11 protein-coding genes and 1 pseudogene are annotated in these 25,952 nt (G+C 73.6%); 9 read left to right on the top strand and 3 right to left on the bottom strand.

Annotation, left to right across the window (positions count from 1 at the left end):
- Nucleotides 1–183, top strand: a pseudogene (locus ACQEU6_RS39400) (hypothetical protein); the annotation flags it as partial.
- Nucleotides 184–221: 38 nt separating this feature from the next.
- On the top strand, nucleotides 222–587 hold the full coding sequence (locus tag ACQEU6_RS39405; RefSeq protein ID WP_499338791.1) for a roadblock/LC7 domain-containing protein: 366 nt from the start codon (nucleotides 222–224) through the stop codon (nucleotides 585–587).
- Nucleotides 588–603: 16 nt separating this feature from the next.
- Here ACQEU6_RS39405 and ACQEU6_RS39410 read toward each other — a convergent pair whose 3' ends face one another.
- Both ACQEU6_RS39410 and ACQEU6_RS39415 read right to left on the bottom strand, forming a co-directional pair.
- On the bottom strand, nucleotides 604–744 hold the full coding sequence (locus tag ACQEU6_RS39410; protein ID WP_499338792.1) for a hypothetical protein: 141 nt from the start codon (nucleotides 742–744) through the stop codon (nucleotides 604–606).
- Between the two features lie 92 nt (nucleotides 745–836).
- Nucleotides 837–1,559: a DUF4386 domain-containing protein gene (locus tag ACQEU6_RS39415; protein WP_499338793.1), complete on the bottom strand. Its 723-nt coding sequence runs from the start codon at nucleotides 1,557–1,559 to the stop codon at nucleotides 837–839.
- A gap of 170 nt (nucleotides 1,560–1,729) precedes the next feature.
- On the opposite strand from ACQEU6_RS39415, the gene ACQEU6_RS39420 reads away from it, so the two are divergent.
- From ACQEU6_RS39420 to ACQEU6_RS39450, 7 genes are all read left to right on the top strand, one after another.
- Nucleotides 1,730–2,170: an SRPBCC family protein gene (locus ACQEU6_RS39420; protein WP_499338794.1), complete on the top strand. Its 441-nt coding sequence runs from the start codon at nucleotides 1,730–1,732 to the stop codon at nucleotides 2,168–2,170.
- Nucleotides 2,167–2,679, top strand: a complete 513-nt coding sequence (locus tag ACQEU6_RS39425; protein ID WP_499338795.1) for an NUDIX hydrolase — start codon at nucleotides 2,167–2,169, stop codon at nucleotides 2,677–2,679. The genes ACQEU6_RS39420 and ACQEU6_RS39425 overlap by 4 nt, the downstream gene beginning before the upstream one ends.
- 30 nt (nucleotides 2,680–2,709) lie before the next feature.
- Nucleotides 2,710–3,048, top strand: a complete 339-nt coding sequence (locus ACQEU6_RS39430) for an RDD family protein (protein WP_499338796.1) — start codon at nucleotides 2,710–2,712, stop codon at nucleotides 3,046–3,048.
- 595 nt (nucleotides 3,049–3,643) lie between these two features.
- A complete protein-coding gene (locus ACQEU6_RS39435; RefSeq protein ID WP_499338797.1) occupies nucleotides 3,644–4,171 on the top strand; it encodes a hypothetical protein in 528 nt (175 codons plus the stop codon).
- 159 nt (nucleotides 4,172–4,330) lie between these two features.
- Complete coding sequence (locus ACQEU6_RS39440) at nucleotides 4,331–6,127, top strand: phospholipase D family protein (protein WP_499338798.1); 1,797 nt, start codon at nucleotides 4,331–4,333, stop codon at nucleotides 6,125–6,127.
- Complete coding sequence (locus ACQEU6_RS39445; RefSeq protein WP_499338799.1) at nucleotides 6,124–16,131, top strand: hypothetical protein; 10,008 nt, start codon at nucleotides 6,124–6,126, stop codon at nucleotides 16,129–16,131. The genes ACQEU6_RS39440 and ACQEU6_RS39445 overlap by 4 nt, the downstream gene beginning before the upstream one ends.
- A gap of 54 nt (nucleotides 16,132–16,185) precedes the next feature.
- Nucleotides 16,186–24,819: a LamG-like jellyroll fold domain-containing protein gene (locus ACQEU6_RS39450; protein WP_499338800.1), complete on the top strand. Its 8,634-nt coding sequence runs from the start codon at nucleotides 16,186–16,188 to the stop codon at nucleotides 24,817–24,819.
- Here ACQEU6_RS39450 and ACQEU6_RS39455 read toward each other — a convergent pair whose 3' ends face one another.
- Nucleotides 24,820–25,914: a M20 family metallopeptidase gene (locus ACQEU6_RS39455; protein ID WP_499338801.1), complete on the bottom strand. Its 1,095-nt coding sequence runs from the start codon at nucleotides 25,912–25,914 to the stop codon at nucleotides 24,820–24,822.
- Nucleotides 25,915–25,952 lie beyond the last annotated feature (38 nt).

Consider the following 25,952-nt stretch of genomic DNA (forward strand, 5'->3'; position numbering starts at 1 on the left):
CTCGCCATCGACGACTCCAGCGAGGACATCCTCATCACATTGCAGCGGCAGTACCATTTGCTCCGCATCCTCGGGCGCGGCCACGGCCGCCTGTTCCTCTATCTCGCCCTCGACCGGGAACGCGCCAACCTGGCGCTCGCCCGGCATCACCTGCGGCGCATCGAAGCCGAACTCAGCGTCTGACCGCGTCTTCTGTGAAAGGAGAATTGGGGGGAACGGCTATGCGCGGAGCCGTGCTGGCGGAACTGCAGGCACTCCGTGGCCAGGTCGTGGGCGTCACGGACGCGGCCGTGGCGTCGGTGGACGGGATCCTGGTGGCCTCCGACACCGGCGAGGTGCGGCCCGACGTGCTGGCGGCGCTGGCCGCGGCCTCGCTGGGCCTCGGTCGAAGCGCGGGAAACGAGGTCGGCATGGGCGAGCTGCGCGAGGTGGTGACCCGCTGCCAGAGCGGTCACATCGTGGTCTACGCCGTCCGGCGCACGGGGCTGCTCGTCGTCCTGGGCGATGAGGGACTCGACATCGCCGACCTGCACTTGCGGTCCCGGACCACCGTGGACCGCCTCGGCGCCATTCTCGACCAGAACTGAACCGTCACCGGACGGGTCACGGCTCCTCCGCCGGCCACCCGATGCGGACCCGGGCGCCCGCGCCGGGAGCCGAACGGACGTCCACGGAGCCGCTGGTGTCTACTTGGACGTTCGGGCGCAGAAGTTCGTCGACGACACGGCCCTTGTGTGAACCCATATTCCTCACCTATTCAGGAGAGAGAAGTGGAAGCGGAAGGCGACAGCGTCGCTTTGGGGGAAGGGATCTGACGTCCTGAGTGCCGGAGCGGCTCACTGCCGGGGCGTTTCCGTGATGAGGGGAGCGGGGCGGAAGCCCTTGGCGATGAGGTAGACGCCCAGGGACGCCTCCCAGACGATTTCCGGCGCCGTGAACAAGAAGTTCACCGGGGACCGCTGCTCGTAGACGCCGAACAGGACGGCGGTCGCGGTGGCGCAGGCGATGGGGCCTCCGATGAGCCCGATGAGCGCCATCGGGCGCGGCACCAGGCCCGACCGGAACATCAGGTAGCCCAGCAGGACCCCGTTGCCGAAGCCCGCGCAGAAGGCGGGGCCGAGCAGGAACGTCTGATCCTTCACCGCCACCAGCGAGCGGCCGATCAGAGCGGCGCCGCCGCCGCCGTCCGGGTCCTGCCGCAGCGCCACGACGGCGAGCACGCTGACGACGCCCATCACGATGACGGTCGATTCGAGGATGCGCGTGCCGACGTAGCCGAGGGCGACGCTCTCGCTCTGCCGTTTCAGGACGGGGAACAGCACGACCGCGGTGGCGATGTTCGCGACGGCGGTCAGGATCTCCAGGAGGGCTCCCGCCCGCACCTGCGTGTCCGCACCCGACCCCAGAATGTAGTTCGCGTCGTTGAGGACCGGGTCGTACAGGAACACGGCCGGGATCGAGAGGACGAAGGTGAGGACGAACCAGACACCGGCGATCCTGGCGGTCCGTTGGACGGCGTCCGCCGAGGTGTCCGGCGTCGGAGAACCGATCGTGTTCACAGGACTCTCCAGGGCTCGCGTCGGCCTCGCCCGATTGCCGGGATAGTCGTAGGGAACCACTTCGGACGGGGGCTGTCCCCACCCCCGGGTGGCCGGTTCAAGCCGCCCCGCGGTGCGCCGCACGGGGGGTTCGGGCGACGCCGGCCCGGCGCGGTGAAAGGATGATCGGTATGGGACAAGTCGTGGTGACCGCGGAGAGAACGCTCAAGGCGGGTCCGGACCAGGTGCTCGGAGCGCTCGGCGACTACACGGGGGTGCGCTCCCGCATGCTGACGGAGCACTTCGGCGAGTACGAGGTGCGGGAAGGCGGCCAGGGCGAGGGCACGGTGGTGCACTGGAAGCTGGCGGCCACCAGCAAGCGGGTGCGCGACTGCCTCTTCAGCGTGAGCGCCCCCGCCAAGGACCGCCTGGTGGAGAAGGACGCCAACTCCTCGATGGTCACCACGTGGACGGTCACCCCGGCCGCCGAAGGCGCGCGGGTCCAGGTCACCACCACCTGGGACGGGGCGGGCGGCATCGGGGGGTTCTTCGAGCGCACCTTCGCGCCCAAGGGCCTCCAGCGCATCTACGACGCGCAGCTGGCCAAGCTGGACGACGCGCTCGGCTCGTGACCGCGCCGGCCGACGAGGTCTACCGGCGGCGCTCCGCCCGTGTGCTGCTGGTGGACGACGCCGACCGCGTCCTGCTGTTCCGCTGGCCGAGGGACGCGGGGAGGCCCGAGGCGGGCCACTGCTGGATCACTCCGGGCGGGGGAGTCGAGCAGGGGGAGAGCCTGCGCGTGGCCGCGGCCCGCGAGCTGCGCGAGGAGACCGGGGTGATCGTCTCCCCGGACGACCTCGGCCCGCAGGTCGCCCTGACGTCCGGGCACGCGGACCTCGGCTGGGCCCGGGGCCTGTTCCGGGACGACTTCTTCCTGCTCCGCACGCCCGCCCGTGACATCGACACCACGGGCTTCACCCCCCTCGAACGCGAGCACGTCGGCGCCCACCGCTGGTGGGGGCTCGGCGAGCTGGCGAGCGCGGAGGAGCCGGTCTATCCGCTCAAGCTGGTGGAACTCCTCACCGACCTCCTCGCGGGCCGCACGCCCTCAGAGCCCGTCCGCCTCCCCTGGCACCACTGAGCGGCCAACCCGAGCACCGGCGGGTTCATCATGGACTGGGGCGTTCCGTTCCTTCAGGTACTCGGCTATCTGGGGATGCTCGCGACCGGCCTGTGGCTGTGCCACAGAGAGGGCGTCACCGGCCAGACCCCGGGCAAGCGCCTGCTCGGCATCCGGCTGCAGGGAGCCGACGGCGGCGCCCCCATCGGGTTCGGCGCGGCGCTCCTGCGCAGGCTCGCCCACGTCCTGGACGCCCTGCCCTGCTACGCCGGATACCTGTGGCCGCTCTGGGACGACCGGCGCCAGACGCTCGCCGGCAAGATCATGACCACGGTGGTCATCGCCTCCGTGCGGACGCCCGACGCGGCACGCACGACCGTCCGGCGCTGAGACGACCTCCGCCGCGGAGCCGGAGCCGGGGGCCGCGCCGGGTCGGCAGGCCAGGCTCCGGTCGGGCGCGGCCTCCCACGCGAACCCGTCCGGGTCGGTGAAGGCCTCGTCGCCGCCGACCAGCACGAGCCGGTGCGAGCCGGTGCTCTCCTGGGCGAGGCCGACGTCCTTGGCGAGGGCGCGGAGCGGGTAGAGGGCCAGGGTGACGGCCGAGGACGGGGTGTCGAACTCGGCGTACTTGCCGCCGAAGCTCTTGGCGACGGCCAGGCCGCGGTCGACGTAGAACCGCTTGCTCGCGTCACGCTCCTGACGTCCGCGCGGACGACGCCCGCCGTCGCCCACGAGCTCGTCCAGGCCCTCGGCGAGGCCGCCCAGACCGGGATCGGCGTCGGGGACCTGCCGGGCGCCCGCCGGTGGGCGCGGCGGCTCGCCGACCACCCGTCGCTGGCCGAGGTGGGCCACCGCGCGACGAGCTGGCAGCTGGTCGCCGACGCGCTGGCGGGCGACGCGGGCGGCGTGCTGTCCGGCGCCGTCCGGTTCCTGGACGCGTGGCGGCGGAGCGGCGGCCCCGCCTGGACCGGACCTCGAACCGGCGGTGACCGCCGTCGCGACGATCCACGGCCTCCGCGGAGACCGGGACGCCCGGCACGAGTGGAACACGATCCTGGAGGGGGTCGGCACGTCCCCGAACCGCGTCCACGGGTACGGCGCGGTGTTCGACGCGATGCTGCTGCTCCACAACGGCCAGGCGCCGGAGGCGCTGGAGCGGACGGCCTCCGAGCCCGGCGAGGTGTGGAAACGGGTCACCTGGATCTGGCTCCACTGGTACGTGGCGCTGCGCGCGGAGGCCGGCGTGCTCGCAGGAGGCCCCGACGCCCGCGACCGCCTGGACGACGCCCGCGGGCTCACCGCCGGCAACCCGGTGGCCGGTGCCGTCGTGGAGCGCGCCGAGGCTCTGCTCGACGGCGACCCGGAGCGGTTGCTCGCAACGGTGGACGCGTTCGACGCGGCCGGCTGCCACTACCAGTCGGCCCGCACCCTGCTGCTCGCCGGCGGCGACCACGCCGCTCGCGGAGCGACCGCGCTGACCGGCATCGGCCTCGCTCCCATGACCGTCCGGTAGCCCCACGGGGCGGAAGGCATCGTGCCGATGCCTTCTGCCGGAAACTCCATGAACCGAACATGCTGGGCGGTTTGTCCCTGAGCGCGGTATTGATGGCGACAAAGCATTCGCCGCGGCGCAGGTGATCGTGTCTCGCTGACCGGATCGGGCCGAACAGTTGTGGCGGCGGGACCGCGGTGGAAGGCTGAGTTCTCGTTCGCCCGTCATCATCGGCCGATCTTGACCGAAGTGCGTGACCGACGACGGTCTGTCGTTTTCCGCAACCAGAATGCTGGATTCTTCCGTGTAGTTGCACATGGCTTCGGGGGCCGCCTGGTGGCTGATATCGATGCTCTGAAAAAGAAGTACTTCGTTCAGCCCGACGACACGAGTCCGCCATCGGAACCGCTGCCCGCGACTTTCGGCGGCTGCAAGGTCACCCCGCTGATCGACGGCGCCGCCTACTTCGCCGACCTCGCCGCGCAGATCGCCGCCCTGGGCCAGGGGACGCCGAGCGAGAACAGCGGCCAGTTCCTCTATATCGCCGGGTGGTGGCTCCACCTGATGGGCGGCGCCGTCAACCCGTCGCCCAGTTCGTCGGGCGCCTCCACCGGGCCCTCGGTCGGCCTGGAGAACCCGTTCTCCCTCGACGGCCCCGGAGCCCCGAACCACCTGGTCGACCTGCTCAAGGCCAAGGCCGCGGCCGGAGTCGACGTCCGCGTCCTCGGCTGGGTCTCGTTCTCGGTGATGGCCGACTACTTCGTGCTGACCGCGTCGATCCAGAATGGCGCGGCCAGTATTCGCGACGTCAACGTGGGCACGATGGCCGCGATCCGCGAACTGCGCAAGGAGCCCGCCCTCGCCGACAAGGCCTGCCTGAACATCATCGCCCATTCCGCCGGCGCGGTGCACGCAAAAATGGCTCTCGTCGGCGACGGAACAAGCGCCGTCGGCTACACCGGCGGGCTCGACCTCGTGGGCGACCGCCACGGCGGCCAGCCGCACCCTCCCGCGCAGTGGCACGATGTGCAGGCGAAAGTCGAGGGCCCGGCCGTGCAGGCGATGTACGACCTCTACCGCGACATGTGGAACGAGGTCAAGAAACGAAAAGTCAAGTCCTTTCGCTATGCCGAGGAGAAGATCGCCAGCCACTCGGCGGCCATGGCCGCCGTTCCGGCGCGCACTTTACCGGCCGCGCCCGTGGGCAAGCACCACGTCCAGTCGCTGCGCACCGTGCCGCGTTTCAACTACACGTTCTTCAACCTCCTGCCCGAGAACGAGAAGATCTCCTTCGCCCCCGACGGCCTGTTCGAGGTGCGCTCCGCCTGGTTCAACGCCGTCCTCACCGCCGAGAACTACGTCTACATCGAGGACCAGGGATTCTGGTCGGTCGAAGTGATGATCTGGCTGAACCAGGCCCTCAAGGCCCGCAACGACCTCAAGGTGATCCTGGTGACCGGGATCACCGACCCGAACGACCCGCACTTCCCCCCGTACGCCAACGTCGCGCTGTTCAAGGGCCTGCTCCACGACCTGAACGGCCAGCAGCGGGGCAGGGTGCGCGCCTTCAGCCGCAACCTGATCGTGCACACCAAGAGCACGATCGTCGACGACCACTGGGCGATCATCGGCTCGGCCAACGCCTTCCGGCGCAGCCTCTACAGCGACGTCGAGCACGCGGTGGGCCTGCTCGACGAGGACGACGTGCTGGTGCAGCAGTACCGGACGCGGCTCTGGAGCGACCACTTCGGCCTCCTCGCCCCCGCCGACCAGCAGAAGATCGCCGACATCGACAAGGCGCTCAACGTCTGGGACGGCACCTGGGGCACGCCGGGCAGCGGGGTGGCCCTGCCGGCCGCTCTCACCCCCATCCCGCTCCCCACCACGCAGACGGTGCTCAGTAGCAAGGATCAGGACAAATACGACCGTTACGCCGACGTCGACTCGCGCGAGGCGTGGGGGGGTTGCCTGCCATGAGCAGCAGCAGCATGTTCGTGACCCTCAATGACTTCCTGGGCAGCAAGTGGCCGGCCTTCCTGCCCAAGCCCCCCGACCCCGCCGCGCTCGACCATGTCTGGATCGAGCCGCCGCAGACCACCGCCAAGGCCGGCGAGGTCAACCTGACCACCCGCCTGCTCTTCGAGCGGGAACTCGTGCTGGGCCTGCCCGGTCTCGACGCGGTGAGCCTGGTGCTGTTCCCCTCCGGCGGCGACGGCGCGCCCGCCGAGCTGGGGCTGGAGATCGACATCCTGCCGCAGACCGAGCTGCGCGTCGCGGACGTGCCCGTCGCGCTGCGCTTCGACTCGAAGCTGCTGCGCCCCATGCGCAAGGTGGCGGGCGGCGGCGACGCCCGCTACGAGCCCGACCCCGGGCGCCCGTACGTCCAGCTCACGATGCCGAAGCTCGGCGGGAGCGCCGGCAAGGACGGCATCACGTTCGACGCGCCGTTCACCGCCCAGCTGCCCCACCCCGTGATGATCGGCGACACCGGGCTGGTGGTCGACGGCGCCGCGGTCGCCTTCCACCGCGCGGGCGGCAAGGCGTGCCTGGTGCTGCAGTGGAAGGAGAGCGGCCTCAACGGGCTGCTCGGGCAGCTCGTCCCCAACCTGGGCGACCGCAGCCCGGCGGGCGAGCAGCAGCTCACCCTGCGCCTGATCATCGGCGACGGCCTCGAAGAGCTGCGCCTCGACTGGCAGGCCGCCGCCCCCGGCGCCGGCTTCTCGCTCCCCGGCCTCACCGTGGGCGTTCCGGCGTCCAGCCGGTTCTCGCTCCTGCTGCTGCCCCAGGGCGGGGGCCTCGGCCGCGCCGCGTTCGTCGTCACCCTGGCGGGGGGCGACCCGGTGAAGGCGGGCAGCACGTTCGCCTGGGGCCGCGACGGCGACCGCGAGCTGCACAACGACGAGCCGCCCCCGCCGCCCGACAAGCCGCTGTTCAGCGTCACGCTCAAGCCGACGAGCGGTCCGCGCAGCCTGGTGCTGCTCGACGTCCCGCTCGGCGCCGCGAAGCTGCCCGGCTTCTTCCGCCAGCTCACCACGCCGATCGCCCCGCTCGACCTGAACGACCCCGACGCCCTCTGCACGCCCGTGGCCTTCGACCCAGCGGACCTCCAGGGGGACTGGATCGCCCAGCTGAGCGTCGACATCGACGCGGCCGGCGGGGCGTTCACCCTGCCCTTCCTCAAGCAGGGCCAAGGCGAGGACTCCCAGTTCCTTCAGCTCTTCCTCCACACGCCGCTCGACGGCATGCCGATCAAGCTGCCCGAGGGCGAGGTCGCCTTCGACATCGGGGTGCGGCTGCGCGTGCTGAGCCTCAGCTTCGACCTGCTGTGCCGCCTGACCTTCAACCTGAGCACCTTCGCCCTCAAGGTCGACCACGACCAGGGGATCGAGCTGCGCTCCCCGGAGCCCGAGCGCGAGTTCCCCGAGCTGTTCGGGATGCGCTGGCGGTTCAAGGGCAGGGATCTGGGCGACAAGACGTTCCACTACTTCACCATCGCCACGAAGGACTACCACTACCAGATCCAGCAGCCCGAAGGGTCCGTGCTGGAGCTGGACTTCACGCGGGCCAGCGAGGAGCCGATCACCTTCAGCGTGCGGGACTTCGCCCTCACGCCCAAGGGCGTCAACCTCGCCGCCACCGTCACCGACCGGCCGGCCCGGCTGAACGGCCTGGGCACGCGCTTCCGCTTCACCGACAGCGGCTTCGTGATCCGCGAGAACCGCATCGCCGACTTCACCCTCGCCGGCTCCGGCCCGCTGCCGCCCGACCTCGTCGGCGACGCCACGGCCGACATCGCCCTGCAGTTCGCCCAGCGCGAGGGCGGCAACCTCACCCTCGTGCAGGGCGCCGCGAACCTGCGCGGCGTCAAGCTGCTGGACTGCAAGGGCACGCGCTTCCAGTTCTCCGTGGACGCCCTGGGCCTGCGGTTCGTCGACGACGGCGCCTTCCACCTCTACTTCACCGTCACCGGCTCCGCCCAGTTCGTGCCGGCGCCCGGCGACGACGCCGACGGGCCGCTGGCCCTGCTCGGCAAGACCCGCATCGACCTCGTCCAGTGCCCGCTCACCGGCGACGCCCGGGTGATCGGCAAGCACGTGAAGTTCCTGATCGAGCTGCCCAAGCCCAAGTCGTTCAACTTCCTCGGCTGCTTCGAGATGGAGCTGCGCGCGATCGGCTTCGTGCCCCAGTGCGAGTTCTTCGGCGGCGACGGGGCCATGCAGGTGGCCGGCCAGCTGAAGTTCGCCCAGGGCCCCGGCGACACGCCGGACTCGCGGCCCGACTACCACGAGCTGTTCATCGGCCTGCCGGCGCCGGGCGAGTTCGTCCCGCGCATCCACTTCACGCGCCTGGCGGTGAACCTGGCCCTCGGCGCCGCCTTCCGGCTGAGCGGCGCGGTCGACTTCGTCGACGAGCCCGACCAGACCGGGCTGATCGGCGAGGGCGTGGTCCAGATCCAGGGCCTGCCCGCCATCGCCGCCAGCTTCGGCTTCCTGCGCGTGCGCCGCGGCCCCGGCTCGCCTTGGCTGCGGGCCTGGTTCCTCTACCTGGAGATCCGCCAGGTCAGCTTCATGATCCCGGTCATCCAGATCTATCTGCGCGAGATCGGCATGGGGTTCGGCTACCGCTTCACCATCGCCTCCATCAAGGCCGCCGACGCCGAGAACGACGTCAAGAAGCTGCTCAAGACCCTGGAGGGCCTCTCGCGCACGCAGGGGGACCTGTCCAAGCGCGACCGCTGGGCGGTGGACCTGGAGGAGGCCGGCCAGGATCCGCGCTGGACGATCGTCCTGCGGGCGATGATCTCGCAGACCTCGGCCTCGGTCTCGCCCCTGCGCTACGAGGCCTTCGCCGAGGCCGACCTCGCCTGCGTCTTCCTCGTCGACGCGATCATCGCCTTCCGCAGCGACCTGACCTTCTTCATGGCGGTGCGCGGCTGGTTCAACACCAACTACGCCGACTACGTCAACAACAAGGACGGCGCCCGCGAGAACCCCATCATGAGCGGCTTCGTGCTGCTCTCGCCGCGCCAGAAGCGCTTCCTGGCCCACATCTCCAAGCCCGAGGGCGGTAAGCCGGGCACCCATCCGCCGCTGCCCGACTTCGTCCGCGACGCGATCGCGAACAGCCGTTTCTCGGCCACGCTGCTGATCGAGCCGGGCCTGTTCCACTACGAGCTGGGCTGGCCGAACATGCTGCGCTGGCACACCGAGCTCGGCCCGCTGGCGGTGGAGGTCGAGGGCGGGTTCATCTTCCGCGTCTCGACCACGGAGATGGTGCTCGGGACGAGCTTCCTGGCCCGCGGCAGGCTGGTGCTGAGCGCCGGCGTGGACCTCGGGCTGGTCGGCATGCGGATCAGCGCCACCGCACGGGTGGCCTTCGGAGCGCGCTACATCGGCGTGATCGACTTCCGCGACCCCACGGCCGACTCGGCCGTCTACGGCGCGATCGGGCTGGAGGTGCAGGTCGCCTTCGCCATCGAGTTCTGGATCAAGATCCCGCTGGTCTTCACCACCATCAGGCTCTCGTTCAAGTTCAGCCTGGAGATCACGTTCAGCGCCGGCCTGGAGATCGGCGTCAAGGGGCTGAGCGTGCCCGGCGTGCGCGGCGTCGGCACCGTCGGCGTCTCGTGCTGCGGCCACAGCCTCCACGCCACCGTCAAGGTGGCCTTCGAGGAGGGGAACGTGCAGGCCGCCCTCGACCGGACCAAGGAGTTCCTGTCGCTGGGCCTGGAGGCCACCGAGGTCGAGCCGGTGCCGGGCACCGAGGGCGCGCTGGACGCCGCGCCGGCCTTCACGCGCATGGCCGCGCCGCGCCGCGCCGCCCTGCCGCCGCGCGCCCTCGCGGCCGTGCTCGGCGAGGGGGCGGCGGCCCCGGCCCAAGGCGACGTGTTCCACGTGCCCGGCTACGTCGTCTTCGTGCTGCGCGACGCGCCGAGCTGGGACCCCGAGAACCAGATCTACTTCGTGCTGCTGCCGCAGGGCGAGCGGCTGCACCGGGACGCGCAGGGCCGGTTCGAACTCGACGAGGACGGGTTCCCGGTGGCGGAGCCCGAGGTGGGCTTCCTGCCGCCGCCCCCGGCCGAGGGCACCGCGGTCGGGAACGACTTCTCCCTGCGCGTGCCGAAGCCGGCGCCCGGCGAGAGCTACACGCTGCGGCATTTCGAGCCCCTGCCCGGCCCGCGGTTCGTCGACGTGAGCGGCGCGGTCGCCGCCGGCCAGCCGATCACCTGGGGGGTGAACTGGTCCGCGCGGCTCTACGCCGACGGCTCCGCCGAGCGCCGCGTCGTGAACCAGGCCACGGGGGAGCCGGGCGCCCCCGCGCCCCTGGCGGACGGGCTCAGCCTGGCGCAGCACGTCGCCAACGCCTTCAAGCAGACCTACACCGGGACGGGGGACGGCGCGGCCGCACGTCCGGTCGGCGACCCCGGCGCGCTGCCCGGCTACCGCCCCCCGGTCACCGACCCGCGGGTGCAGAACCCCTCCGACAGCTCGTTCGAGGCGGCCGTGCGCGGAGCGTACGAGCAGTTCGGCGGCTCGCCCTTCCTCAAGCGCGACCCCCAGGAGCTGTACGAGCAGCTGCTGGAGTCGGCCTTCGACCCGCGTACGACGATCTACGCCGCCGACGGCGCCGCCCCGGCCGACGGCGATCCCGGCGCCGTCAGCCCCGTCCAGGCCGACCAGCAGGCCCACCAGCTGCGCGGCGTGATCATCCACGACATCATCTCCGACCTGCGCGCGTTCCACGCCGAGAGCAGCCAGAGCGGGCGCGACGCCCTGGTCGCCGGCTCGCTCGCCTTCCAGATGGGGCTGGTGTTCGCGGTGCGCTCCGCCGACGGCCACCGCCCCGCCTGGCTCGACCAGGTGGCGCCCGGCCTGGACGCCCAGCCGTCGATCAGCCAGCGCGAGCGCCCCGAGGCGACCGCGCCCGGCCCGGCGAGTGAGGACGTGCGCACCTTCAACGTCGCCCAGGCCCAGTTCGGCCTGTTCCCGCCCGAGTTCGAGCAGGTGCGCCAGTACAGCGACGCGAGCACGATCGCACTCGCCTGGGATCTGAGCTGGCAGCGGCAGGCCATGCCGGGGACGAGCCGGGTCCAGAACGACCCCGACCACCACCTGGCCCACTACCTGGTGCGCAGGCGCGCCCTCGACGGTGACGAGGCCGAGCACACCACCACGGTGAAGCCGGTCAAGGTGCTGCACCGCCACACGACCGACGTCGCCGCTCCCGAAGGGGCGGGCCAGGCCGCGCCGACCGACACCCTCTCGCTGCTCCAGCCGCGCTTCCAGGTCGTCGACCACTTCTCCGACACGGCGAGCGACCGCGCCGCGCTGCCGCGCGAGGGGCGCAGCTACGTCTACACGATCACCCCGGTCGACTTCGCCGGCGGCTCCGGGCGCCCGCTGACCCTGATCGCGACGCGCTACCCGAACACCCCTCCGGCGGTGCCGGTGGACGGCGATCTCACGGTGAGCTACAGCATCGCGCCGTCCGACCTCGATCCGGCCGGGAGCGCGGCGACCCCCCAGGTGATGTCGCCGCGCCAGGTCTACGTCGAGTGGAGCGAGCCGGCCCGCCAGAACGGCCCCGCGGTGCCGATCCGCACCTACCGGCTGATCTTCCGCCGCGAGAGCACCGTGCCGATCGGCTCCTACGGCCTGGACAGCACGACCCAGCGCGGGCGCACCGCCGGCCTGCCGACCTCGAACGCGCGCCCCCTGCCCACCGACATCAAGATCGACCTCGACCACGTCTTCGGGCCGCCCGGCGCGCGCGCCGCGGTGATCCCGGTCGCCGTGCTGCGCGAGCGGGGCGTGCTGCCGGACGGAGCGTGGCGCCCCGAGGCGTGGCGGGTCTTCTTCCAGACGGTCTCCGACCGCGACGTGCCGTCGGCCCTCGCCCCGGTGCAGCTCATGCTCGCCGCCGAGGCGGTGGCCGCGCCGCCGGCGTCCCCCGCGCCGACCGACCGCATCGAGCACTCGGGCAACCCGCGCGAGGAGCGCCGCCCGGCCGAGCTGGAGTGGCTGCCGCGCCCGACGGCCTTCGACGTGGTGCGGCCCGAGGACGAGCGGGCGGAGCCGGGCCTCGCCCACACGCCGATGCCGCTCCAGAGCGTCGATCCCGCCGACGCGGCCGGACCGGCCCCGTTCGTCTTCACCGGCGACATCGGGGCGATCGTCGGGTTCCGGCCGCACCCCCAGGGGATCCGCGCGATCCGGTTCCGCTGGAACCAGGGGCCGAGCGGCGACGCCGCCTACCCGCTCGAACTGAACGCCGGGTACCGGTTGTACGAGCTGAACATCGACGCGGCCACCACCGACACCTTCGCCAGCGCCGCCCGGCTCGCCGGGGAGCTGCGCCTCCTGCAGGACGTCCAGATGCTCCCGGCCGACGACCTGCCGCTCATGCCCGGCGACACGCTGAACACCAGCCAGTGGGAGGCCTGGTATCCCGGCGCGATCCAGCGCCGTCGCCGGCCCGATCCCGCCGCCCAGGGCGTCCAGGACGAGCGCGGCCCCTGGTACTCCTGGCAGGACTCCTATCTGGAATGGCCGGAGTGGAAGGGCGTCACCCAGCCCGGCGGGAAGCGTGAGACGGCGCTGCACCCGCTGCTCGAACGCCTGGTGGAGCGGCTGCGCGGGATGCGCCCCGGCAGTAGCACCGGTCCGCAGGGCCGGCTGTCGGACGGCTACGCCGCCGCGCTGCAGGTCAGCCCGCCGACACTGCCGGGCGACCTGGCCGGCTTCCTGGCCAGCTGCCCGCCCGGCGCCGACCGGTACGGCTGGGGCGTGCTCCAGCGCCTCGGGCTGGCGGTGACCTTCAGCCTCCACGACCCCGTCACGGGCGCCGTGCGCGGCCCGAAGCTGCTGGAACTGCTCCAGGAGCTCTTCGCGCGGCTGGGGAGCGGAGAGACCCCTGCCGACCCCGACGCCGCGGCCTTCGCCGCCCTTCGCCGCCACCTCCATGTCGAGCTGCTGTTCCAGCCGGGGCGCAGCGTCCAGCTCGGCGAACGCCCCGCCGGGGGCGACGACCTGCTCGCCCTGGTCCAGCTCAGCCTGCGGCCCGCCGTGCGGCAGCGGCTGCGCTACCGCGCCGTCACCATCAGCGGGCGCTCGAACACCGACGTCGAGGTGCGCCTCACGCTCACCGCGCCCTGCAGCCTCGTCGACCGGCCCGACGGCGGGACGGGACAGCAGGAGCTCGAACCGCAGCCGTCACCGATCACCCGCACGATCAGGCTGCCGCTCAACGGCGAGGCGGCCCTGCTCCTGCGCGGCGCCACGCTCCCCGCGACGATCGAGGTGCGCCCGTCGGTCAGGCTGAGCGCGGATCCGAAGGCCTTCGACCCGGCGATCGCGCCCCTGCTGACCTACGACCCGGGCCGCAGGCTGCTCACCGCCCGCACCATGCTCGGCGCCGACCAGATCAGGCTTCTGCGGCCCTCCCTCGCCCCGGCCGACCTCCAGGCCGCGCAGAGCCTCGCCGGGACGGTCCGGAGCGAGGAGTTCGGCCCGACCGACGAGCGTGCCGGGCACTTCACCGTCGCGACCGACGCGCTGGCCAAGGCGTTCGCCGCCGCGGACGGCGACCTGCCCGAGCACGCCCAGTGGCTGCGGCTCAAGTACTACCTGGAGACGCTGAACAGCAACGACCCCAAGGTGCCCGACACCAGCAGGGTCAGCCTCCCCACCGGCGAGGCGGAGATCGCCAAGGCGCTGCCCGACGTCCTGGCCTGGACGGCGCGCTTCTTCGACGCCGGCGGCGCGATCGAGGCGGGGCCGGACGGGCTCGCCAGGACGGGCGCCGGCCCCTGGGCGGCCACGGCCTACCCGCGGGCGGGCTCGCCCGTTCCCGCCACGCCGGACGACGGCGGCCGCCTGACCTGCACCCAGCTGATCGAGGACCGCTGGGCCCACACGCTGCGCTACTACTTCCAGCCCTACGGCCGCTACGACCTGCTCTGGCAGAGCCTGCGGCGCTCACCCACGCTCTTCCCCGGCCGCGCCGCCGCCGAGGTCGACACCCCGGTCGTGAAGGTGGACCCCGCCGCGGGCGGGCTCGACGTGGTGGTCGAGCGCACGCAGGCCGTCGACGCCCCGCTCGTCCTCGGGTCCCGCCGGCTCGACGAGGCGGCCACCCCGGCCCGCCCGCCGGCGCCCGGCGCGATCTGGGAAGTGATCGTCGCCGAGCACCACGAGCAGGGCCTGGCCGAGCGCAACCAGACCCTCGCCCGCCAGCTCGCCTTCCGCCGGCTGGCCTTCAGCCTGCTGCGCCGCTTCGGCTATCCGAGCTGGTACCACTGGGTGCGCGCCTTCGCCGAGGACCACCAGCGCGAGCTGCCCGTGCGCCTCGTCGAGGACGAGTACCCGGACATCCCGGACCGCCTGCCCAGCCTGCCGGACCACCTCGTCCTCGACGGCGCGGCCGACCAGGACGAGCTGCGCGGCCTCGACCTGCCCGAGCGCGTCGGCGACTTCTCGCAGGGCGTCCTCGCCCTGCAGTGGCGGGCCCTGCCGTTCTACTACGAGCACCGTCTGCTGTTGATCGCCCAGACCGACGGCACCGTCTCGCCGGTCAACAGCGTGACCCAGCACGACCTGACCTACCGCTCGCCCCTGCCGACCGCCACCGTGAGCGGCGCCGACACCGTGTGGCACCGGCTGCCGCCCTTCCCCGCCGGGGGCCCCGACGACGCCCGGCTCCAGGCCGACACCCGCGTGCGCACCGTCACCATCCCGCTGCGCCGGTTCTGGGACAGCCTGACCGACGAGGCCCAGCAGCGCTGGCCCGGCGAGGCCCCCGACCCGGCGACCGGCGAGGCGACGGCGCGCAAGCCCGGCGCCCTGCCCGACCCCGAGGTGGTCTACCAGATCGTCGAGCTGTTCAGCGGCAACATCGAGGTGCAGGCCGAGTGCTTCTACGACCCGGTCGCCGAGAAGTTCACCCACCGCCAGCTCGGCAAGCGCTTCTTGGCGGCGCGGACCGAGCTGCTGCCCCCGGCGGGCGCCCTCGGCGACTTCCCGCTGGCGGTCGACCTGGTCCAGGTGACCGAGGAGCAGCTGAGCAGCGGCTACTCCACGGCGAACCTGCCGCTCGACACGCGCAACCGGGTGGCCGTCGACGGGCACGGGCGACTGCTGCTCGCCGGGGTGATGACGCGGGCGGACCGCGACGCCCTGGTCGGGCTGATGAACGCGCCGGACGCCGCGAAGATCCGGCGCCTGTTCGAGAGCTGGGACGTCACCGAGCCGGTGAGCGCCCCCGGGGACCTGCCCGCCCGGCTCGAAGCGCTGATCGACTTCCTGCCCGCGCAGACCCTGACCCTGGTCTGGGAGGGCCCCTCGGACGCCGCCGCGGAAGATCTGCGGCGTCTCCCCGGCGACAGCGCCTTCACCGGGGCGATCGAGCAGGTCATCGCCCAGGCCGCGGGCGCGGGGCCGGACGCCGTCACCCGCGTGGAGATCCCCGTCGGGCCGGAGCAGATCCCCGAGGAGCTCCAGGACAGGGTGGAGCTCGCGCGCGACGCGCCGGGCACGCGGTTCACCGCCATCGGGTGGAGCGGCGCGATGAGCGCCGCCGACATCGCCGCCCTGCGGCGCTGGGCGCGCTTCCCCGCGTTCGCCGAGGCCGTGGAGGAGCTGATCGTCGCGGTGCGCGAGGCCGGCGACGGCGACGGTCCGGCGCCTCCGGTCACGGTCCCGCTCGCCGTGGCGGTACGTCCCACCCAGGCCGCGCTCGACGGCGTCCTCGCTGAGAAGCTGCTGCTCGGGGCGGTGCTGATGCGCCACCACGGCATGATGCGCCCGGACGATCCCGCCGCGCTCCTGCCGTCCTACCCGGGGCGGCCCGACCAGCTCGCCCTCCGGCGGCTGCACCGCGCGAGCCAGGGCGGCGGGATGCGCGGGCGGACCCTGGTGATCCGCGCCCGCCGCGGCAGCGCCGCACCGAGCGAGCCGCGGCAGATCGAACCCGAGGACGTGTAGGCGCAAGGGCCCTTGACGGTGGCCCCCGGGCCATGAGCGGACCAGGAGCAGCAGATGGCGAAACTCCCCGAGCTGCCTAAAGTGAAGATCGCGGGCCCCTTCTGGGCGGCCGAGGCCGAGGTGATCCGGCTGGCCGACCCGGCCGGCAATCTCGCGTTCCGCACCCTCTTCGCGGACACGACGCCGCGCCAGGCCGCCGGCGAGAACAACGTGCTGCTGCCGGGCACGCTCCTGGCGCTGGTCTACGTCACCAGCGTCACGATCAGCCCGACCGACGGCGGCACGCCGCAGTACGTGTGGAAGCGCGGCGGGAACAAGCCCGACGGCAAGCTCCCGCCGCAGGCGATCCGGGCCGCGATCACCGCCGGCACCGCCAGCCTGCTGCTCCTGCAGGCCCCGGCCGACGGCTGGCCCAAGAACGCCGGCGGCAAGCTGCCGACCTTCACCTGCCTCGGCGGCGAGATCGTCCTCGACCCGATGACGGCCCAGGCCGGCGCCGTGCAGAAGCTGTACACCGCGCTCGGGCTCGGATCGGCGGCGATCACGCAGCGCACCGGCGCGGCCCGCCTGCTCGGCGCCCTCGCCGTCCACGCCGGTGGCCTGTCGGCCTTCGGCCAGATCCGCCTGCTGTGGGACACCGCGCCGGTCACCGCCGTGTTCCAGCTCGCCCGCCTCGCCCCCGACCCGGAACCGGCGCCGGGGACGAAGGTGCGCGGCTTCCGGATGACGATCGAGGCCGAGCGGCTGACGGACGCCGAGCGGACGGCGATCATCGACTCCTGGCGGCGCCTCAACCGCTACCTCGACCCGAACAACCCCCTGAACGGCCTGGCCGAGCCGGTGCCCGCGCCGGAGTGGGCCACCCTGGAGCTCGCCAACCCGCTCGCCGTCCCGCGCCTCTTCTGGGAGATCGCGCCCTGGCAGGAGCAGCCCGGGACGCGCCCGGTCGGCTTCGCGGGCGACGAGTTCGGCGTGCTCCTGAGCGACCGCCGGCCCTACGACCCGGCCGCCCAGCCGGACACGCTGGCCCGGATCACGCCCGCCCGCGCGCGCGTGGCCGCCGACGGCACGAAACTGCGGGTGGAGCTGGCGGCCGGAGCCCCGCCCGCGGGCTCCGCCGGCACGCTCGGCTACCAGGCCGGCCGCGACGGCGCGGGCTGGAGCGAGCGGGTCACCCTCGCCGCCACCACGCTCGCCTTCGACCCGAACGAGGCGGCGCGACGGCTCCGCGCCACCCTCCAGGTGCCCGAGCCGTCCTGGAGCCGCCCGGCGCCCGCCGCCGCGCGTCCCGTCACCCCGGCCGTGCTGTGGGGATTCACTCCGCTGGACGACGGCTGGGCCCAGCTCCCGCTGCCCAACCTGTCCGAGCAGATCTACCTCGACGCGGGCGTGGCCCGGGAGGAGCCCGCCCCCGTCCCCGGCAACCTGCTGCGCGGCGCCGTCAGCTTCGGCAACGACGATCCGGCGGGGCTCGGCCAGGCCCCCGGCGAGCAGCCCTGGAGCCTCACCCTCGCCGCGGCCCAGCGCATGACCGCCACCTGGGTGCTCGCCCCGGCCGGCGGGGGATACCAGCTCCAGTCGGCCGATCTGGCGCTGGACGCTCCCGAGGTCGCGCTCAACGGCCTGCTCTGGCTGAGCACCGAGGCGCCCACCGCGGCCGACGCCCTGCCCGGCTACGACGACTGGATCGGCGGACTGGCGACCGTCCCCCTGCACACCGTCACCGGGCGCGAGCTGTTCCCGCCCCTCGTCCGGCTCGCCTTCGAGGCGATCAGCTTCGCGTGGCGGAGCGAGCCCGCCTCCTCGGCCGGCCTCGGCGCCTGGGCCTTCCAGTACGGCGTCGATCCGGTACTGCTGCGCGCCCTGGTGGACGGCGGCGTCCTGCCGGCCGACGCCGTCGGCGCCGCGCTGCCCCTCGTCTGGCGCCGCCACCCGTCGCTGCCGATGGTGCAGGCCCTCGCGCTCACCCAGAGCGTCAGCCCGCCCAACGTGCCGATCGCCGGCCGGCAGCTCGTGCCGTTCGAGCTTCCGGTGACCCGCCAGAACGGCGTCGACCTGCCGAACGGCTGGCGCTTCACGGCCGAGGGCGCCGCGGGCTGGCCGCGGTACGGCGGCGGCCTCTCGCCCGCCCGCGAATGGCTCGGCACGAACGACCAGAAGCTGTACGACCTGCCCCTGGTGGCGCTGTCACTGCCCGGTCTCGTGCTCGACCCGCGCCCGGACGGCGACCCGCCGCAGAGCGACTCCGGGCTCGGCCTGCCCGTCCAGTACCGCTACGACCTGCCCTACACCGACGAGATCCAGGTCCTGGCCCAGCTTCCCAAGATCCCCAAAGACCCGCGCGAGAGCTCGCCGCTGCCCGACACCGCGCGGCCCGAGCCGCCGCGCCCGCTCGCCCGCGCGGACTACGCCGGCCACTGGCGACGCCTCGCCGAGCGCGCCGGCCTCGCCGCCGCCGACAGCGTGGCCGCCTTCGCGCGGCAGGACGGCCAGACCGTCCTGCGCCACCTGGCCTCGATCCACGCCTGGCGGGTCCGCGCCACGCTCGCCCTCGACGGCTACCCCGGCGAGATCCGCCTGGACAACGCCGACCCCGCCCCGAGCGCGCCCCTGACGCTGACGCGCGAGGCGGCCCTGCTCGGCATCGACGGCGACTTCGCCGACGGGACGGGCGGCCTGCGCCGCCTGCCCGCGGACGCGCCCGCGGGCTCGGCCCAGTACCGGCTGACGGCCGGGAGCATGGCCGCCCGCCCGGCCGGCGACGCCGGCTTCGCCGACCAGCGCGGCCTGGTGCGCGGCGCGAGCCTGTCCGCGTCCAACCTGATCAGGACCCCGCTGAGCCATCCCACGGCGGGGGACGTGCAGCTGACCACCACCCGCCTGCCGCTCACCCTCGGCCACGCCGCGGGGACCTGGCGGCTCTGGTTCCGCGACCTGCCGGCCGAGGGCTCCGCCTTCGGCAAGGCCTCCGCCCGCTCGCCCAAGGCCGTCGAGCTCGATCTCGACGGCAACGACCCCGAGGCGCGCAGCAGCGACTACGAGCACCGCACCGGGTACGAGTGGCGCCTGCGCCCGGCCGACGACGACCCCGACGCGCCCGCGCCCGGTCTCGACCTGTTCGGCCTGCGCTTCTTCCCGCTGGTGCTCGACCGCGTGGTCTTCGCCGGCGACGGCGTGGCCGCGGTCGACGTGATCGGGCGGCTGCAGCTTCCGGTGGCCGGCTCCGACGGCGAGCAGACCGACCTCAGCAACTGCGTGCGGCTGACCTTCTCCGGCAGCGGCACCGCGCTGAGCCTCAGCGCCGTCAACCTCGACGGCACCACCCTGGAGTGGCCCCTCGCCGTCTCCGCCGGCGAGGCCGGCGACGCGCCGCGTCTGCGGATCGGCCGGATCGCGCTGGCGCCCGGAGGCGCCGGCCTGACCGTCGAGCAGGTGCGGCTGTCCTTCCACCTGTTCCAGGTGGAGTGGGCGGTCGGCCTGCCTCCGATCGGCTTCCCCGACCCCGCGACGCCTCCCTTCACCCTGCCCGGCGCGACGGGCCCGGACCCGATCGTGCCGCAGCGGGTCGCCCTCGGCCTCGACCTGCCCGGCGGCGAGCACACCCTGGACCTCACCGTCTCCGTCCGCGTCGGCAGGCCGCCGACCGGTCTGCAGGCCCTCTACCGCTTCGACGAGGGCGGCGGCGCCACCGTCCACGACTCCTCCGGCACCGGTCAGCCGCTGCACCTGAGCGCGGCCTCGACCCAGGGCATGAGCTGGAGCTCGGGCGGCCTGACCCTCACCAAGGCGACGCTCATCCGCTCGGCCGCCCCCGCCGCGAAGCTGAACGCCGCGGTGAAGGCGAGCAACGAGATCAGCGTCGAGGCGTGGGTCAAGCCCGTCGGCGGCGTGCTGACGGGCGGGCAGTTCAACATCCTCACCGTCTCCTCCGACGCCGGGCACCGGAACGTGACCCTCCAGCAGCGCAAGGGGCTGCTCGACTCGTCCTTCGTGGACGCGTGGCTGCGCACCAGCACCACCAACGACGAGGGCGCGCCTGACCTGGCCACCCCGGCGGGCTCGCTCACCGCCGCCCTCACCCATCTGGCCTACACGCGCTCCGCCGACGGCCGGGCCCGGATCTACGTCAACGGGCAGCTGAAGGCCGAGCAGACCGTGGGCGGGAGCCTGGCCACCTGGAAAGACCAGTTCGAACTGGCCCTCGGCGACGAGCTCACGGGCGGCCGGGCCTGGCTGGGCACCTACCGCATGGCCGCCCTCTACAGCCGCGCCCTCACCGCCGAGGAGGTGGGGGCGCGCTTCGCCGCGGGCCCGGCCGTGGCGCCGACCGCGTCCAGAGGCGAGGCCGTCGCGGCGGCGCTGACCTTCAACCTGATGGCGAAGGGGACGGATCGCTTCACCCTCGACTCCGCGAACCTCTTCGGCGATCTCACCCTCGCCGTCGCCCTTCCCGACGGCTCGCCCGCGGCCCTGGCCGACGACACCGCGCTGCAGTTCAGCTGGAACGGCTACAGTGCCCCGCAGCCCGAGGGCCTCCAGTTCCTGCCGGGCATGCGCCTGGCCGACGACCGGACGCCCGGCCTGGACGGACGCGCCGCCCCCGGCTTCGCCACGGTGACGTTCCGCGCCACCGCCCGTCCGGACGACGTGCCGAAACTGTCCCTGACCGGCGCCTTCGTGGAGGCCCTGCTCGTAGCCCACTGGGGCCGCTCGCTGCACGACCGCGGTCCGGGCGCGAGCGCCGACGCCGCGGAGCTGTACGGCTCCTCGGCCGGCGACCTCGTGGTGGGCTACACCTCGCGCCTGGAGGGCTCGGACTGGCAGGAGGGCTTCCTGCTCAACGGGATGCTGACCGCGACCAACCTGGTCTCCTGGCCGCAGCAGCTCGGCTACGACGCGGCCAACGCGCGCATCACCCTGCCGGCGGCCCGCGCCGCCGGCGCCCCGCCCCTGACCCATCTGCGCCACACGATCCGGGTACTGCTGAACCAGCACGAGCTGCCCGGCTCCGCCCTCACCGGCGCCGCGGGCCCGCTGCTGTTCACCTTCGCCCAGGGCCAGAGCTGGCAGACCCTGGCCCTGGTGGAGCACCAGCTCGCCGAGGTGACGCCCGCGGCCGACGGGAGCGGCGGGACCCTGGGCCGCGAGGTCCGCTGGACGGCCGTGCAGGAGGTGCGCCTGCTCGCGCCCCAGCGCGCCGCGCAGTTCCTGCGCGCCATGGCCACCCTGAAGACCACCGACCCCGTCGAGGGCGTCAGCCCGCTCGGCGGCGTCAGCTCCGGCTACCTGGGCTCCGGCCTGTCGGCGCTGCTGGCCGACTCGGGGGCGGCGCTCGACTCCCTGCCCCCGGACACGCTGCTCGTCGAGGCGAGCGCCCACCACCTGGTGGGACTCGCGCCCACCGGGGAAAGCGTGGCCACCACGCTGCAGTACCTCCCGACCGGCAGCCAGGGCGCCCTGCTCAGCAGCCCGGCGGACTACGCGCCCAGCGACCCGACCGACCCGCGGTGGCTGCTGCTGACCATGCCCTTCCTGGGCCGGCTGCAGGACACCGCCCGCGACCTCGCCCAGCCGGCCGCCGGGCAGCCCAGCCCGCTGCAGGTCGACCCGCTGCTGCTCATCGCCCGCCTGCGCGCCTCGGCCCCCGCCACCGCCCTGCCCGCCCTGGCTCTCGCCCTGTGCGGCTGGGCAGACAACGCCCCACTGCCCGTCACCTTCGCCAGCCTGGACACCGCGGTCGGCCGCGGCTTCGCCCGGCTCGACCCGCTGGCGCTGGAGGAGAGCTGGTTCCGCGCGCAGAATCCGTCCCCCGAGCCGCAGGACGCGCTGCTGCGAAGCGTCCTCGCGGCCCTGCCCGAGACGCCGGCCCGGCTCAGCCGTCCGGTCGCGCTGCGCCAGGCCCTCGACCCGCGCCGCCCCTTCTACCCGCCGCAGCCGGCCGGCCAACCGGCGCCGGCCGAACCCTCGCCGTACGCCGACCCCGTCTGGCGCGAGGACGGGCTGCTGCTGACCCAGGCCGTGAGCAGTCTGGCGCCGACCAGCAAACCGCCCTACGGCTGGACCCTGGCCGCCGCGCTCATCGCGAGCAGCGGACTGCTCGGCCAGCCTCCCGCCGCCGGCCAGGGCCCCCGCCGCTATCCCGCCGCCACCCTCATCCCCGCGCCTCTCGCGCTCGACGGCGCTGACAACCCCCGTCCACTGAACCTCGTCGTCAGCCCGTACCTGGGGCTCCAGTGGCGGCCGGCTCCGGCGGTGCCGGCGGGCGGTCCTTCGCCGCTGCGACCCCGCCTGCTGCTGGCCGAGCTGCTCTGCCTCGCGCCCAGCACCGCACGGCTCCAGCCCGTCGCGAGCCGCATGTGGAGCGTCCAGCCCGGCAATCCCGAGCTCGCCGACGAGGCCCACCTGCGCGCCCAGGCCCAGGGCTGGGCCGCGCAGTCCCAGCGCCTCCTGGCGCCGGAGTCGCCGATCGCGGTGCTGCGCTACCGGATCGTCAGCGACAACACCCGCCCCGACAACCTGGGAGAGGCGGCCCTGACCACCGGCTACGCCTTCGCCCTGGTCCGAGCGACGACCGCGTCCCCGCTGGCGAGGCGCCTGTTCCGCATCCGCCCGGACCTCGCCGGCCTGCGCTACCGCGAGGGCCAGTGCGCCATCGCGGCGATCCCCGCGGGCCCCCGCGACTTCGAACTCGCGCCGCCGCAGACCGCCGGCGTACAACCGCTCCACCTCACCCGGCGCCCGGCGCGCGGGGACCTGCCGGCGTGGCCCTGGGGTCTCAGCGCGCTGCGCGTCAGCGTGCACTACACCAAGGGGCGGCAGGGCGTCGCCGGCGCGGCCACGCCCGGCGCGGCGGGCCAGACGCTCTGGTGGCAGACGGTCCAGCGCACGGTCCAGTTCCGCTCGGCGCTGCACACCGACCGGCCCACCGGCGGCCTGCCGCGACGCTTCCGCGCCCCGGCCGTCCGCAGCCTGCTCCCCGCGCCGCCCGACCCGCCGCTGCCCGCGCTGACCGAGCCGCTGTTCGACCAGCCCGACCTCCCCGAGCCGAAGACCCCGGAGGGGCCGGCGCTGGAGCGCTGGCAGCCAGTCCTGCCCGGCGAACTGCACTACCTGGTGAGCGGCGCACGCGCAGGCGTGTTCGTGACGCTGCGCAACCACCTCCTGCGCCAGAGCGGCGTCACCCTGGCCGGCGAGCATCCTCGCCCGCGCGGCCTGGCCATGCTCTCCGGCGGAGTCCCGGTCGAGCACCGTGCCCCGCGTCCGGTACCGCTGCCGCCCAACGGCGACGGGAGGCAGGACGTCGCGCTGCGCACCTGGGCGAGCCATTTCGACCCCGAGAAGCCGGCTCTCGTCACAGCGTCCCCGACCGACGAGGCCTTCCGCGCCGGCTTCAGCGACCCCCCGGAGAACCCGACCTACCGGCAGACGGCCCAGCGCCTGCGCCTGCAACTGGCCGCCGTCGAGCGCCACGCTCTGGACGTGGGCTGGGACGGTGTCCTGACCTTCGTCTACCGGATCGACGGCGGCATCACGCCGCCCGGCGGCCAGAAGTCGGACACCGGCATCCTCGACTGGATCCTGGCCCTGGAACTCGTGAGCGCCAGGCGGATCACGACCCTTGAGAACATCACCACCCCGACGCTGGTGCTCACGCCGTCGCTGCGGGCCCAGCTCGGCGCGGTCGGCGTCCCCCTGCCGGGACCGGAGGTCGACACCGTCGAGACGGCGAAGCTCGCGATCTGCCAGTTCGGGCTCCCCGGCGACGCGAAGACCCGCGCCGACCGGGCCCGCGAGCTGATCGCCGGGATGCCGCCCGGCGCGACCATCCACGCGCGCGTCCGAGCGCAGTTCGCCCCCCACCAGCCCGGTGCGGAGCCGTATCACGACGGCTACGGCCACATGCTGCGCTTCCCGCTGCGTGTGGCCGACCCGAACGCGCCCTACCTGCCCCTCGTCCCGCGCCACGTCCATTTCGAGGACCCCGAGTACAACCGGCGCCTCGCCTCGCCGTCCGCCCACGCCACCGTCCCGGTGCAGTTCCCCCAGCAACCGGGCGGCGCGAGCCCGCAGCGGACCGTCACGCTCTCCGTCGAGCGGCGGGAGTGCAACCCGGAGAGCACGCTGGCCCTGCGCTTCGACTGGGACGAACCACCCCCCGGCAGCCCGAAGGTCGCCCTGACCCTCCAGAAGATCGACCTGGACCAGACGCCGCGCGACCTGGCGGACCCGGACGCTCCCCGAACGCTCGCCCCGGGGAGGCTCTACGAGCTCTCGCTGGCGGCGATCCAGAAGCTGAACGGCCCGCTCAACCCCGGCGAGCGCCTGCGGCTCGTCCTGCACGTCGACTCGGGCCCGGTGAAGCCGGCCGAGGCGCAACTCGACATCACCATCGTGGAAGCATCGGTCATCCCCGCGACCGAAGCGGCCTACGCACTCCTGCGCAGGCAGACGGCCGGCAACCGCACCTATGTCGAATGCGTTCGCTTCGCCTGGGGTCCAGAGGCACAACGCGTGGAACTGGTGAACCCGGCCGACCTGCGCACCGAGGTGGTACGCCGCCGAGCGGTCTTCCAGTTCACCGACTCGACCCGCCCTGCCCGCCAGGAGGTGTACACCGTCCAGAAACTCACCCGGTCCGGCTCGACCCACATCCCGCCGGACGACTTCGACCGCGCCGGAGAAGCTTGATCACCGCTCCCGGGGCAGGAGGGCGCGGAACGCGCGCGCGGCCGCCTCGATGTTGGCCACGGAGCAGGTCTCGTCGGTGACATGGGCCTGTTCCGGATCGCCCGGCCCGAAGATCACCACGTCGGGTCCGCCGAGCCTGGCCGCCAGCACCGAGGCGTCGGTGAAATAGGTGGCGTACCGGGGACTCCGCGCGGACGAGCCCGGCTCCAACGTCTCCAGGACGTCCGCCATGCCCGGCCCGGACGGGTCGGTCGCGATGCCGGGCAGGTCCACCAGCCGTTCGATCTCGATCTCCGGGCCGCAGAGTCCGGCGATGCCGGCGGCGGCCTCGGCGGAGTCGAACTCCGGGACCGTGCGGACGTCGATGCGCATCTCGGCCGAGTCCGGGACCAGGTTCGGCTGGACTCCGGCATGGAACGTGCCAATGTTCACCGTCACCGGTCCGTGCGTCGGGCTGACCGGCCAGCCGCCGTGGGCGGCCACCCGCGTCGCCGCGGCGGCGAGCGCGACCAGGGCGTTGCGGCCCAGCTCGGGGCGGGAGCCGTGTGCGGAGACGCCACGGGCGGTCGCCCGCAGCCAGAGCGTGCCCTTGTGCCCGAGGACCGCCCGGTTGCCGGTCGGTTCTGCCACGACCAGCAGCCCGGTCGGGGCCAGCGCGTCCGCGCCGAGCCGGGCGGCGCCGTCGCAGCCGGTCTCCTCGCCGAAGGTGAACACGAGCTGGACGGGGCCCGCGCCCTCCCGCGCGGCCCGCACCGCCGCCTCGACCTGGCAGGCGACCCCGGCCTTCATGTCGCTGGCGCCGCGCCCCAGCAGCCGCCCGCCGCGCAGGTCGCCGCTCAACGGGTCGAACGACCAGCCGGACGGATCGGCGGGCACGGTGTCCAGATGCCCGGTGAACGTCACCGGCACCCAGGATCCGGGCGGTCCCGTCCGGGCGACCACGTTGGCCCGGCCGGGCTCCGGTTCCTGCAGCACGACGTCGAACCCGGCGTCGTGCAGAACCCCGGCGACGAGGTCCGCCGCCGCGCGCTCGCCGCCGCCCCGGGTGTCCAGCCGCACCAGCCGCCGCGCCAGCTCCAGCGCTTCCACCGCCATGACCATCTCCGTCCTTTCGCTCGGAACCGCTTCCCGGT

Source organism: Spirillospora sp. CA-108201 (genome assembly GCF_050936235.1).
In the GTDB taxonomy this organism is placed as follows: Bacteria; Actinomycetota; Actinomycetes; order Streptosporangiales; family Streptosporangiaceae; genus Spirillospora.

What these genes read in the sequence shown, in the direction of transcription:
- ACQEU6_RS39405 (WP_499338791.1), top strand. Translation starts at nt 222, where the DNA reads ATGCGCGGAGCCGTGCTGGCGGAACTGCAGGCACTCCGTGGCCAGGTC.
- ACQEU6_RS39410 (WP_499338792.1), bottom strand. Translation starts at nt 744, where the DNA reads ATGGGTTCACACAAGGGCCGTGTCGTCGACGAACTTCTGCGCCCGAAC.
- ACQEU6_RS39420 (WP_499338794.1), top strand. Translation starts at nt 1,730, where the DNA reads ATGGGACAAGTCGTGGTGACCGCGGAGAGAACGCTCAAGGCGGGTCCG.
- ACQEU6_RS39430 (WP_499338796.1), top strand. Translation starts at nt 2,710, where the DNA reads ATGGACTGGGGCGTTCCGTTCCTTCAGGTACTCGGCTATCTGGGGATG.
- ACQEU6_RS39445 (WP_499338799.1), top strand. Translation starts at nt 6,124, where the DNA reads ATGAGCAGCAGCAGCATGTTCGTGACCCTCAATGACTTCCTGGGCAGC.
- ACQEU6_RS39450 (WP_499338800.1), top strand. Translation starts at nt 16,186, where the DNA reads ATGGCGAAACTCCCCGAGCTGCCTAAAGTGAAGATCGCGGGCCCCTTC.
- ACQEU6_RS39455 (WP_499338801.1), bottom strand. Translation starts at nt 25,914, where the DNA reads ATGGCGGTGGAAGCGCTGGAGCTGGCGCGGCGGCTGGTGCGGCTGGAC.